Below are 13,305 nucleotides of genomic sequence, written 5' to 3' on the forward strand. Positions count from 1 at the left end.
AGAGTGGAATAGACATACAAACCTATTGAAGGAGTCGGTATGATGCAGACATCCCTTTTTATAAACGGAGGTTGGCTAGAGGATACGGCAGACAAGCTCACGATTACAAATCCTGCTACAGGCGATGTTATTGCTACTGTAGCAAGTGCTAGTGAAAAGGAAACACAGCTTGCGGTTGATGCGGCATTCAACGCTCTAAATGATTGGTCCAAACGCCCTGCAAAGGAACGTAGCGTGTTGTTGAAAAAGCTCTATCATAAAATGCTGGAAGAGCAAGATGAGATGGCTCATCTGATGACGAAAGAAATGGGGAAACCATTAGAAGAAGCGAAGGGCGAGGTGGCCTATGCCGCATCCTTTGTAGAATGGTTTGCTGAAGAAGGACGACGGGTTTATGGTCGGAGCATCCCAGGGGGAGCAGAGGACCAACGCTTTCAGGTTATTAAGCAGCCCGTCGGTGTGGTTGCTGCGATTACACCTTGGAACTTTCCGGCAGCAATGATTACGCGTAAGCTTGCACCAGCGCTTGCCGCAGGCTGTACGATTGTCATTAAGCCCCCTAGCGCAACGCCACTTACAGCATTAATGTTGGCGAAGCAATGCCAGGAGGTTGGTATCCCTAACGGAGTCGTTAACATTGTCCCTGCCTCTTCAAAGGCTTTTTCTAACGTCATTATGAAGAGTGACAAGGTGCGGAAGATTACGTTCACTGGATCAACAGAAGTTGGAAAAATGTTAATGAAGCAAGCGGCAGACACGATGAAAAATCTATCGTTAGAGCTTGGTGGTCATGCGCCGTTGCTCGTATTTGATGATGCGGATGTGACGAGGGCTGTCGACCAAGCTGTCGCTTCGAAATTCCGGAATGCTGGTCAGACTTGTATCTGTGCCAACAGAATCTATGTGCAGGCAGGCGTTTACGACGAATTTGTTGATCAGTTCGTGAAAAAGGTCGCCACATTGTCTCTAGGAAACGGCTTAGAAGGAAATGATATTGGCCCACTAATCGACAAAGACGGCTTCGAGAAGGTTGTTGATCAAGTGAACGATGCCAAGGAAAAAGGTGCTGTGGTTAGCACAGGTGGTGAAGGGTATCAGGATGGTGGCTATTATTATATGCCAACGGTTCTGACGAATGTGGATGAATCGATGGCGATCATGCACGATGAAACGTTTGGTCCTGTAGCACCAATTCGTAAATTTGAGGAAGAAGACGAAGCCATTCGCTTAGCCAATGAAACACCATTTGGTTTGGCAGCCTACTTTTTTACGAAGGATGTCTCACGCGGAACAAGAGTAGCAGAGCAGCTGGAGTATGGCATTGTAGGCTGGAACTCAGGAGCACCTTCTGCCGCAGAGGCGCCATTTGGTGGAATGAAAGAAAGTGGCATTGGGCGCGAAGGTGGCATGGAAGGAATCGAAGCGTATCTAGAGACAAAATACATTTCGCTTAAGCTATAATTCCTAACACTCAGGAGGTGAACGCAGACCAATCATCAGCGGTCTGCATATCCATGGACTTAAAAATGAAAAACCAACATGCACTAGTGATGGCATCGAGCTCAGGGTTAGGAAAAGCCATTGCAATGACATTGGCAGAAGAAGGCGCACACGTCTTTCTAACAAGCAGAGATCAAGAAAGGTTGTCTGCTGCTGTTGCAGAAGTCCGTACGGTCGCACAAGGTAAGGTGTCTTCCATAGTATGTGATGTCACAAAACCAGAAGACATCGAAGCTGCTGTACAGGCGGTTATTGACCAATATGGGACGATTGATATCCTCGTCAACAATGCAGGTGGGCCGCCACCAGGGCACTTTATTGATATGGATGATACCCAATGGCAGCAAGCGTTTGACCTGAATTTGATGAGCTTTATTCGTACAATGAAAGCGTGTTTGCCTCACATGACAGCCAATCGATACGGACGAATCGTTACTATTGCCTCTTCATCAGTAAAGCAGCCAATTGACGGATTAATTTTATCAAACACCTTTCGTACAGCTGTGATGGGGCTGTCAAAAAGCCTCGCATCCGAATATGGCGAATACAATATACTTATTAATACACTAGGTCCGGGACGGATTGAAACGGATCGTTTAAAATCATTGGAGCATGCCATGGCTGATAAACAAGCAGTTTCTGTCGATGACATCCAGCAACTTCATAAAGCAACCATTCCAGTTGGAAGATACGGTCAGCCTGAGGAATTTGCCGCAACAGCAGCGTTTCTTTGTTCAGCAAGAAACAGCTATGTCACTGGACAAACCTTTTTAGTTGATGGTGGTATGGTTAAGGCGTTATAAAACCACATAGTGTATAGGTAGGACCAGTAGGCTGTTCAAAAGTCACAAAATGACTTTTGGCGGCTTTTTTGTTTGGTAGCTTTTTTGCGAAAGCCAATGTTTACTCTTTAAAGAAGCCACGATAGTGAAAACAATACTCACAGATCACACTCACATTTACTGCTTTGGACAAACATTCTTGCCTAGTTTTTTACATAGACTACTATAAATGCTTGTAGAAGGCATAAAACATTAAGGCAAAGGATGATATAGATGTGTGGAATCAGTGGATGGTCAGATTGGCGACGAGATATCACTCAGGAGCAAAAAATCACTGAAGCCATGACGAATACATTAACGAAACGTGGGCCAGATGCTAGCGGCGTGTGGAGCAAAGGGCATATTAGTTTTGGGCATCGACGCCTTTCTGTTGTTGATTTGTCTGGTGGTGCGCAACCGATGCATAAGGTTTCCGGTGACCACACGTACACTATGATTTACAATGGAGAGCTGTACAACACTGAAGATCTACGCAAGGAACTTGTAGCTCGTGGACACACTTTTCGTTCCCATTCAGATACAGAGGTGCTCTTGACAGCTTATATTGAATGGAAGGAAGCGTGTCTTGATCGCTTGAACGGTATATTTGCTTTTGCCATATGGGATGAGGAGAACGACCATTTATTTTGTGCAAGGGATCGTTTAGGAGTGAAGCCGTTTTTCTACGTGCATCAGGACGCACAGCTCATTTTTGCATCGGAGATCAAAGCGTTGCTTGCCCATCCATCTGTTGCAGCTGTCGCCGATTTGCACACATTGCATGAAGTGTTGGCGTTAGGTCCTTCGAGAACACCAGGGAGTGGTGTGTTCCGCGACATCAATGAGTTAAGACCAGCGCATTATGCGATTTGGACGAAGGAAGGTTTAAAGGTCAAGCGGTACTGGAATGTGGTGAGTAAGTCTCATTTTGAAGACGTTCATGAAACGTCGCGACATGTACGGTCCTTGTTTGTTGATGCTGTTGAAAGGCAACTTGTGTCGGATGTACCCCTTGCGACCTTTCTGTCAGGGGGCTTGGATTCATCAAGCATCACAGCCATTGCAGCCAATCATTATAAAGCGAACAACGCGCCTCCGCTGCATACGTTTTCGGTCGATTATGAGGACAATGAATCGTTTTTTACAGCCGATACGTATCAACCAAATAGCGATGGATTTTGGATTCAACAAATGACAGAGGCTTTTGGGACGGTTCACCATCGCTGTGTGATTAAGAATGACACCTTAGCAGATCTATTGAAGGAAGCCGTCGAAGTACGCGACCTGCCTGGCATGGCGGATATTGATTCCTCCTTGCTATGGTTCTGTAAGGAAATCAAAAAGGAAGCGACCGTCGGGCTGTCAGGGGAATGTGCAGATGAGATTTTTGGCGGATACCCGTGGTTTCACAGACCATCTGGAGAAGGCACGTTCCCTTGGATGCATTCCCTTGCGCTTAGAGAATCCCTTCTAAACGCCTCTCTCCGCAAGCATATGGACCTAAGCGCCTACGTGCAACAACGCTACATGGAAACAGTGAATGAAACCCCGCGGCTTGAAGGGGAGAAGAACGAGGAGACACAACGTCGCCAATTGTTTTACGTCAATATGCTCTGGTTTATGACAACATTGTTAGACCGGAAAGATCGAATGAGTATGGGTGCAAGTCTTGAAGTGCGCGTCCCTTTTGCTGATCATCGGCTCGTTGAATATGTGTGGAACATTCCCTGGGAAATGAAAATGTACGGCAATCAGGAAAAAGGCATTTTACGAAAAGCATTGGAGGGACTTCTTCCGAATGATGTGCTATATCGTAAAAAGAGTCCGTATCCTAAAACCCATCATCCCGCTTATACGAATGCCATGCAGGATTGGATTCGAACCATTTGTAAAGATCCAAATGCGCCATTATTTGAGATTTTGGATAAGAATGCAGTCCAAAAGCTTGTTGAACAGGACCCATCCGCACATAAAGTGCCTTGGTTTGGTCAGCTCATGAAAGGCCCCCAGCTACTAGCTCATCTCGGTCAAATAAATCATTGGTTGGATCATTACCAAGTACGAATTTCCGTATAATAGCAATGCATCATTGACGTATCGACAATTCAAACTATACGAAGAACCGGGCGAGCTGCGCGGTTTTTTCGTTTACCACTGCGGCAAAATACTTCGCTTGTATCTTAAAGGGCGCAAGTGCAACATCGACTCGAAAAGACCTCATCGTGTTTTCTTTACCGCTTGGCACGATTCTTGCTCGCGCTATTCCCGAAAGACTATAAGTATTTTGTCTACGTAGATTATTTTTGTGTGGAGTGTTTTTATTTTGTCCCGGTATATTGGGATATACCTACATTTTAATTAAGGGCTAAGTTTCCTTACATTTACACTGACCTAATTAATAAGTCACAAGCAGAAAAGCAGCCACTAGCGAGACTCCACAGAGCGCGCACGCGATCGAGGAGGCGCAGCAGAAGCCCGCGGAAAGCGAGCGTATGGAAGCTTGTATAAAAAGAGACCCAAACAATATCTTGAAGGTTTACCCAGTAATATTTTAGCGTTTCTCCTAAATGTAGATTCGAAATACATTATCATAAGCAAAGCAAGCAACTCGTTTCTACAGATTTGAGCTTTTCAAAAGCGAAATGTAGGGAAAGGATAAGGAAGTAAGTGTAATAGATAGAAATTAAATATGTGCTTTTGCACACATTAAATTTTGTAAATGAAGCCTAAATTTCGTATGATAGATTTAGAGTGATAAGGGAGGCGTACACTAAGTGTCGAAACATATCGTTATTGTTGGCGCAGGTCCAGGGGGACTAGCGTGCGGCATGCAGCTCGCAGCTGCAGGAATGAAGGTCTCAATTTATGAGAAACAGCCTTATGTTGGCGGGCGAAACGCCTCCCTAACAATAGGCGACTATACTTTCGACTTAGGACCGACTTTTTTAAGTATGCCTTCTATCGTGAAAGAGCTTTTCCAAGCAGCGGACAAAAGAATGGAAGATTACCTTTGGCTTATTGAGCTCGACCCTCTGTACCGTTTGGTGTTCCAAGATGAGTCAATTGTCATGTATCGTGATAAGCAAAAAATGAAAGCGGCAATGCAGGCGTTTTCGCCAAGAGACGTCAATGGCTATGAGGAATTTATGAACGCCGTAAGAAAAAAATGGTATGCCCTCTTGCCGGTATTGCAAAACAAGCACGACTCCTTTCTGGATTATGGGCGTTTTCGATTCCTAAAAGCCCTCCCGCATCTATCGATTGGGAAAAGCGTCCACGATGTCCTTTCGGATTATTTTCATGATGAACGCGTGAAGACGGCGTTTTCCTTTCAGTCGAAATATCTTGGTATGTCCCCTTGGGAATGTCCAGGCGCTTTTTCCATTCTGTCTTTTATGGAGCATGAATTTGGTATTTTCCACCCTGTAGGTGGTGTAAACCAATTGTCGAAAGCGATGGCTACCGTTATTGAAGATCTTGGTGGGCATATTTACACAGGCTGTGGCGTGCAGACTGTGAAGACAGAAAACGGTGTAGCAAAAGGTGTTGTACTAGAGGATGGGACCTTCATCGGTGCGGATGATGTTGTCATTAATGCAGATTTTGGCCATGCGATGGAATCCCTATTTGAACCGGGTGTTGTGAAAAAATATACACCGAAGGCATTGGAAAAGAAGAAGTGGTCGTGTTCAACCTTTATGATCTATCTCGGACTGGACAAGTTGTTTCCGAGCGAGCATCATACGATTCTTTTTGCCAAGGATTATAAAAAAAATGTCGAAGAAATTACAAAAACATATGTATTGTCTGAAGAGCCGTCCATTTATATTCAAAATCCATCCGTGACAGATTCGACGCTCGCTCCAGACGGTCATTCGGCAATGTATATCCTTGCCCCAGTGCCAAACAATATCAGTGACATTGACTGGGAAAATGAAGCTCCACGCTACCGAGACCTTGTGTTGGATGAGTTGGAAAAGCAGGAAGCATTTACAGGTATACGCGAGCATATTGTCGTCGAGAAGGTGCTATCTCCGTTGGATTGGGAGCAGAAACATTACGTGTATAAAGGAGCTACATTTAATTTAGGGCATCAACTCTCACAAATGATGTTTTTTCGCCCTCATAACCGCTTTGAAGAGGTGCAGCACGTGTGGCTCACTGGTGGAGGCACGCACCCGGGAAGTGGTTTGCCTACCATTTTGGAGTCTGCTCGAATTACCGCAAAAGCTATACGAAGTCAATATAAGAAAGAGATGGTGGGAGCTTCATGAGCATCGCCATAATCGGAAGCGGCATAGGAAGCTTAACGACTGCGCTTCTTTTATCAAAAGAAAACATCTCAATAGATATTTACGAAGCGAGCGATCGTGTTGGTGGTCGATTGCGGTCATTGGAACAAGGGGACTATCGGATTGATGCAGGACCCACGATCGTGTTGCTTCCTGAAATGCTTCTCTCCATTCTTGAAGAAGGCGGGCTTTCACTTAAAGAAATAGAGCTTTTGCCATGTGATCCGCTGTACGATATCCATTTTTCAGATGGCACGACCTTTACAAAATACAGTGATCTCGGAAAACAGCAGCAAGAGCTGATGAAGACATTTCCTGAAGATGCGGCCTCGTTTGATCGGTTTATGACAGACATGGAGGAGCAATATCAATTCGGGAAAAAAATGTTCCTCGAACGCTCATTTTCAGGTGCAAAGGACGCCCTTCGTCCGCAAATTCTGCATGCGTTTTGGAAATTAAAGGCGTATCAAACGGTTCGTCAGCGTATGAAGAAGTATTTTACAAACCCAAAGCTTATTGATGCGTACAGCCTGCAAACCTTATACGTTGGCGGGAATCCTGCTCAATCCCCTGCGTTGTACTCGTTAATCCCTTACAGTGAGCATGCACATGGGATCTATTATGTTAAAGGGGGTTACGCACGGTTGGCATCTATCTTAGAGAAAGAGTTAAAGAAACGTGGCGTTCGCTTTTTCACATCGACTCGCGTGACAAACATTCTCCATGATGAGCAACAGATTCGAGGTGTTCGCGTAGAGGAAGAGGATCGCTTGTATGATACCGTGATTTATAATGGAGACCTTCCTGCAATGCAAGACCTCGTTTCTATGGGAAATATGAAGAAGAAGAGCCGATCTCCAAAATCATATGTGCCATCATCCGGTTGTTTTTTACTTTATTACGGGTTGGAGAAAACGCTTGAAGCCCCAATTCATCAATTTTTTATGCCTGACCATTTTTTATTACACATGCAAGAGGTGTTTACAAACAAGCGATTACCAACGGACCCCTCCTTTTATACATTTTATCCGTCAGCAATCGATGATACATTAGCCCCTAAAGGGCACAGTGTGCTCTACGTCCTTGTCCCTGTACCATCCAGCGACGCTGTTGACTGGAGCAGGGAAACGGACGCGTTTGTCGAACAAATAGAGCAAGAGCTTGAAAGACGTGCTTTTCCCGGCTTTAAAGAGGCTGTTGTCTGGAGACAGATTCATACGCCCGCAGACGCTAAAATAGAAGGCTTGTATGAGGGTGGAAGCTTTGGTATAGCACCAATGCTAAAGCAATCGGGCATGTTTCGTCCGCAAATGAAGCCATTGCCCATTCACGGTCTATATGCAGTTGGCGCGTCGATCCATCCAGGTGGGGGGATTCCCATTGTCATGCAAGGGGCCAAGCTGTTGGCCGATCATATAAAAACGACGGATGCTGTTCGCAGACCATTAAACGCATAGGGGAGGAATTGTACATGAATCATGTCGATCAGGCATACCTTTCATGCAGAGACCTAATGATGGCTCATTCTAAAACATTCTATAAAGCCTTTTCATTGCTTCCTCCACGTCAAAAGAAAGCGGTATGGGCGGTATATGCTTTCTGCCGTTATGCAGATGATCTCGTTGACGAAGCAGGAAAATACCCCGAAACTCTAGATATGTTTGAGGAAAAGCTGGAAGGTTTTTTGCAGGGGAAGGCGCAAGAAGGATTTATTTGGACAGCACTCGCAGACGTCTTTTCACAGTTTGACATGGATCCACAGCCTTTCAGAGATATGATCATTGGCCAACGAATGGATGTGGTCGGTACAAGCTATAGCACACTCGAAGCTGTGGAAGAGTATGCCTATTATGTGGCAGGGTCTGTTGGACTGATGTTACTGCCCCTCATTGCGCCTGACACGAAGCATCTCCTGCAGGAGGACGCTGTAAAGCTAGGGAATGCGATGCAGCTGACGAATATATTGCGAGACGTCGGTGAGGATTATGAGAGAAACCGAATGTACTTGCCTCATTCTTTGTTAAAAGAGCATCATGTCGATGTCCATATGCTCTCACTCTCGCATGTTCCGACAGAAGGCTTCAAACAGGTGTGGGAGATCATTGCTCAGCGTGCTGAAACGCTCTATGATGAAGCCTTGTCGACAATCACGTTGTACCCGATGTACTCGCGCACACCGATTAAAGGGGCTGCCTATATGTATCGAGCCATTCTGACTAAAATCCGCAAAAACAAGTATCAGGTGTTCACAGAGCGACACTACGTGACTGTCGAAGAAAAGCAACACATCCTTTCACAATTGTAGCCCTCAAAAAAACGAAGCCCCTGTGCTCCGTTTTTTTGTTTGTCTACAGAGCTAGCAATCGCTTTGCCACATTCATTCCAGATAAAATAACCATCGGCGAGCCACCACCTGGGAAGGTAGAGCCACCAGCGAAATACAAATTTGAAATATCCTTTGCCTGATTAAATGGCTTAAAAAAAGCATCTCGTTTTCGGTTTGATGCCATGCCATATATGGCGCCTCGATACGCACCAACCATGCTTTGAAGGTCCTTTGGCGTAATCAGCTTTTCTGTTTCAATCCTTCCGGACAGTGGCACACCTTTCATTTCTAAGCCTTTATAGACCTTTTCTTTATAGCGTTGCAGCTCTGTGTCGGAAGGCGAGCTTGAAGAAAGCGCCGGGGCATTGATGAGCATAAATAAGTTGTCCCCTTGAGCGGTTCTGCTTGGGTCGGTCTTGCTGGAGGCACTTATGTACACCGTTGGTTCCTTCGGATAGCGCTGATTGATAAACAGGTCCTTAAATTCATTTTCATAGTGCCTCGGAAAGAATACGTTATGGTGCAGAAGTTGGTCGTTTGGCTTGGTTGTCCCAACGAGACAGACGAGGGCGGAGATAGACGGTTCAAAAGCTTTGGCTTTCGCATTAGAGAAGGCTGGTCTTGCGCCTTCACTGACAAGGCTGGGAAATGCCTCAAGCAAGTCTGCACTTAAAATGAAGTGCGTCCCCTCAATCTGTTTCCCCGTAGATGTCCGCACAGCGGAAGCTCTACCATTCGTGATGATCAGCTCCTGAACCTCGGTTTCCATGACAATATGGACCCCTAACTCTCGTGCCAAACGTTCATATCCTGAAGCAATGGATGTGTTGCCACCTTCCGCGTAATACACCCCTTCAACCAGCTCAAGATACGCAATTAGCGCAAACGTAGCAGGCGTTTTGTAAGGAGAGGAGCCAATGTAAGTTGCGTACCGATTAAACGTATTGGCAACGTTGGGATTTTTAAAGTATCGCGCGGTTAGAGTAGAAAGACTTTCTGTTGGTCTGACCTTGGCAAAAGCTTTACCTATCGATGGAGAAAGCATGTCCTTCCAAGAAAAAAAGACATGGCTAAAAAATGCCTCCTTTGAGAGCTGATACAGTCGTGTTGCCTCTTGTAGAAATGATTGATAGTGCGCAGCTCCAAATGGATCAAGGTGCTCTAGCTGAGCTTCCATGGACGACACGGATGTTGTAAAGTCCAAAGAACGACCATCAGGCAGGATATTTCTCGTATGGGTTGGGATATTAATCAGCTTGAAATAATCGCTTGCCGCTCTGCCTGTCTGTGTAATAACTCGTTCAAAAACATCAGGCATCGTTATGGTGTTTGGCCCATAATCAAACGAATAGTCTCCTAGTTGATAGCCTTTCATCTTGCCGCCGAGGTAATTGTTTTTTTCAATAAGCACGACTTGCGCGCCACCGTGCTGAAGCGTAATCGCAGCGACCAATCCAGCAAGACCACCACCAATAATAACAACATCCGTTTTCATGAATAACGCCTTCCTTTCCACTCATAGCCTTGGTGGCGTATCGTCCTGACCATAGATGTCAGGAGAATAGCGATGAAGGCGGTCGCAGCAAAAGGCATAAGCAAAAAGTTTCCATTCCATTGTTTCATTTGCATATCAACAGTCCATCGCTGAAACCAGACGAGGACGAGAGCTGTCATTGCCAGACGAAACTCAACAACTCCTAAAAAAGCCGAAGCAACCATAGCTAGTGGAACGATATACAAATAGCCGTACACGACACATAATAAGAGGGCGAGCGGGTAAGATCTACCGATGCCAGGAAAGCTGTTTTTCATAAAACCGTTCCAAACGTCCAGATTACGCTCATACATCAGGCACTTAACCTCTGCCACGATGTTTGCTAGCACGACCCGATGCCCCGCCTCCTTTATTTTCCTTGCCAAATGAACGTCTTCAACAAGTGAATTCTTTACGGCTTCATGCCCTCCTGAGCTTTTGTAGCTTGCACGTTCAAAAAGCATAAACGCTCCATGAGCTGCTGTGAAAGCTGGTTTATTTGAGAAATTAGCCATTAAGAGAGGGAGATGGAACAAGACAAGAAAGTGCTGCATTGGCACAAGCAGTCGACTGAGCATAACCGGTGTAGGGCAATAAGGGAACCCTGTTAGAAGCCCTGCTTTTTTTTGCGTCAGCCGAGTGAGCGCACGCTGCACCGTTTCCGGATGCAGCCGAATGTCCGCATCTATGTAAAGATAATATTTCCCATTTGCTAGCAGTGAAAGCTGGTGACAGGCAAATACTTTTCCCACCCATCCATTTGGCTTTGGTACTCCTTTTCGTATTGAAAAGCGTTCATCATCGCGAATCGCCTCTGTTAGGAGAGATAGCGTCTCGTCATCCGACTGATCATCCAAGAAGATGACTTCAAGATTCCAATACGTTAATCGTTTTAGATTCGTTACTAGGGCTCCCACTTGATGAGCTTCATTCCTTACTGGAATAAGGATGGAGACGAGGGAGGGAATAGGGTGCTCATGTGCTTTGGTTTTTAACCGTGGCATGAAAAGGCTATTGATGACTGTCCACAAACAACTAGCGGCCAGTACCCATAAAAGAATATGGAGCATTGCACAACCCTCCCATTTTTAGAGTAACACGTCAAAAGAGGCGTAAGATCGTTGTAAAACGTCGGTTCTGAGGCTATTTAACTGCTCAGTCAATGCATTTTCAAAGTAGAGTGATCGTTGTTTTCTATTTAGATGCTCCCAATCCTTTATTGGAAGATGCGCTGAGATATCAATAAACAATCCAGGTTTTTTACGATGAATATAGCTGTAATAAAAGGCAATTGAATAAATGGTTGGTGGTGTATGCAAGCCTTGGCATTGACTTAAATAGGATAGTCCTGGTTCAAAAAGGAGGGGGCGAGTGTCCTGATGATATTCATCCCCTTGAGGGAATAACCACACGGTGTGCTGATCCTGTAAACGTGCTTCGGCGTAATGCAAAGATCGCATGATGTCGCGCTGACTAGATTTATCAACGGAAAAGGCGCCTATCCATGAAAAGTAAGGATGTTGCTTTAAACCTTTTTCATGCATCATCATGTAAACATCTTTTCGTAGCAATGAACGGCTGAGATAAAAACAAACGAGCCCATCCCACCAGTTTGAATGATTGGAGAAGAGAAGCATAGGCCCAGTAACGTTACGTTTGCTCTCTCCGCGGACATACACTGCGGAAAAATGCTGCTTAAGCATGGCATGAACGATATGGGAAAACAACCATTCAAACGCTGGTTGACGTTTGGCGGGGATCATAGCATTTCACCCTTCCGACCACGGATATAAAGGACGACCCATAGCGCTGTGATCATTATCGTTATATACGCTGCTCCTTCAACACCTTCCTGCACAGCAAGCATTGAGAAAAGGGCAACGATAAGTGCATACAGCCAGATCATTCGTTCCTCCCACCAAACGTTCGCCGGCTTGACAGGAATCATGAAAAGATTTTTTAGGAGGTGAAGAACGAAAGATAGCACAGCCCAGCCAATAAAGTTTTGTGTAGGAATGCCAAAGTATGGTCCGCTCTTCTCCCATGTCCAGTATTCGCGTGCTGCAGCAACGGGGTCTAGAATTAAATCCATCGTCACGGCAATGACCATTCCAGTTAGTGCAGCCAGTAGGGGGAAAAGCAAGCGGTTGGATGTCATGCGTGCGAGAATGCGTGTCGTAAACGCGTGTGAGGTTGCCATGACCATTACCCAAGCAAAGCCTATGCCAACAGGAACGCCTAGAACCTCAGGTCCAAACGCTCCATGGTAAATATACGAACCAAAGAGGATCCCATAATGCACACCAAGTGCCTCGCAACCCATGGTCGCGAGAAAGACAAATAGCCCATAGAGCACGCCAGGTCGTCCAAAGGCGACGAAAAAGTAAATGCCCCCGACAAGTCCAGCGAGCAGCAAAAAGACACCGTTGCTCCAATTCATCCAAGCTGGCAAAAGGTCAAAGCCCAACAAAAAGCCGCCACAAATATACCAGATGATAAATAAATAATAGACATGTTCTTTATGTATCGAAACCTTCATTCTACCTACGTCCCCTCAACAAACAATAAACGTTTTTCCCTGTATGTTCAGTATACTAATACACTACAGAAAACCAAAAGATTAAGCGCACGTAATAACAATTTCTTGCGCTACAGATCAGGTGGATTCGCGTGCCAGTTCGGTATTGCTATCTCGAAAAAAAGTACTCTGTTACTACAAAAAAACGCTAGAGGAAATTCTCTAGCGCTCCATTATAAGAAACAAAACTAAACACTCAGCCTGAAGAGGATCGAACAGAGCCATAATGCACTAGTAGAGGCAAGAAATTCCTT

10 protein-coding genes are annotated in these 13,305 nt (G+C 45.3%); 6 read left to right on the plus strand and 4 right to left on the minus strand.

What is annotated here, in order from left to right:
- Window positions 1–42: 42 nt before the first annotated feature.
- The 6 genes from EV213_RS02820 (at window position 43) to EV213_RS02845 (ending at window position 8,918) form a co-directional block, all read left to right on the plus strand.
- Window positions 43–1,461: an NAD-dependent succinate-semialdehyde dehydrogenase gene (locus tag EV213_RS02820; RefSeq protein ID WP_133578974.1), complete on the plus strand. Its 1,419-nt coding sequence runs from the start codon at window positions 43–45 to the stop codon at window positions 1,459–1,461.
- Window positions 1,462–1,514: 53 nt separating this feature from the next.
- Window positions 1,515–2,303, plus strand: coding sequence for an SDR family oxidoreductase (locus EV213_RS02825; RefSeq protein WP_133578975.1), 789 nt, complete (start codon window positions 1,515–1,517; stop codon window positions 2,301–2,303).
- Window positions 2,304–2,555: 252 nt separating this feature from the next.
- The gene (gene asnB, locus EV213_RS02830) at window positions 2,556–4,397 is read left to right on the plus strand and encodes an asparagine synthase (glutamine-hydrolyzing) (RefSeq protein WP_133578976.1); all 1,842 of its coding nucleotides are present in this window, start codon (window positions 2,556–2,558) and stop codon (window positions 4,395–4,397) included.
- 698 nt (window positions 4,398–5,095) lie between these two features.
- Window positions 5,096–6,595 carry a phytoene desaturase family protein gene (locus EV213_RS02835; RefSeq protein ID WP_133578977.1) on the plus strand — a complete coding sequence of 500 codons (1,500 nt, stop codon included), beginning with the start codon at window positions 5,096–5,098 and terminating at the stop codon, window positions 6,593–6,595.
- Window positions 6,592–8,070: a phytoene desaturase family protein gene (locus tag EV213_RS02840; protein WP_133578978.1), complete on the plus strand. Its 1,479-nt coding sequence runs from the start codon at window positions 6,592–6,594 to the stop codon at window positions 8,068–8,070. Before EV213_RS02835 ends, EV213_RS02840 begins: the two co-directional genes overlap by 4 nt.
- Before the next feature lie 14 nt (window positions 8,071–8,084).
- Window positions 8,085–8,918, plus strand: coding sequence for a phytoene/squalene synthase family protein (locus EV213_RS02845; protein ID WP_133578979.1), 834 nt, complete (start codon window positions 8,085–8,087; stop codon window positions 8,916–8,918).
- 43 nt (window positions 8,919–8,961) lie between these two features.
- On the opposite strand, the gene EV213_RS02850 is transcribed toward EV213_RS02845, so the two are convergent.
- From EV213_RS02850 to EV213_RS02865, 4 genes are read right to left on the minus strand one after another with little or no spacing between them, the layout of a single operon-like run.
- Window positions 8,962–10,434 carry a phytoene desaturase family protein gene (locus EV213_RS02850; protein WP_133578980.1) on the minus strand — a complete coding sequence of 491 codons (1,473 nt, stop codon included), beginning with the start codon at window positions 10,432–10,434 and terminating at the stop codon, window positions 8,962–8,964.
- Window positions 10,431–11,543 (minus strand): glycosyltransferase family 2 protein, encoded by a 1,113-nt coding sequence (locus tag EV213_RS02855; protein ID WP_243739970.1) that lies wholly within the window; start codon window positions 11,541–11,543, stop codon window positions 10,431–10,433. Before EV213_RS02855 ends, EV213_RS02850 begins: the two co-directional genes overlap by 4 nt.
- Before the next feature lie 18 nt (window positions 11,544–11,561).
- A complete protein-coding gene (locus EV213_RS02860; RefSeq protein WP_133578981.1) occupies window positions 11,562–12,236 on the minus strand; it encodes a lysophospholipid acyltransferase family protein in 675 nt (224 codons plus the stop codon).
- On the minus strand, window positions 12,233–13,012 hold the full coding sequence (locus EV213_RS02865; RefSeq protein WP_133578982.1) for a carotenoid biosynthesis protein: 780 nt from the start codon (window positions 13,010–13,012) through the stop codon (window positions 12,233–12,235). The genes EV213_RS02860 and EV213_RS02865 overlap by 4 nt, the downstream gene beginning before the upstream one ends.
- Window positions 13,013–13,305 lie beyond the last annotated feature (293 nt).

Source organism: Aureibacillus halotolerans, from assembly GCF_004363045.1.
Classification (GTDB): Bacteria; Bacillota; Bacilli; order Bacillales; family DSM-28697; genus Aureibacillus; species Aureibacillus halotolerans.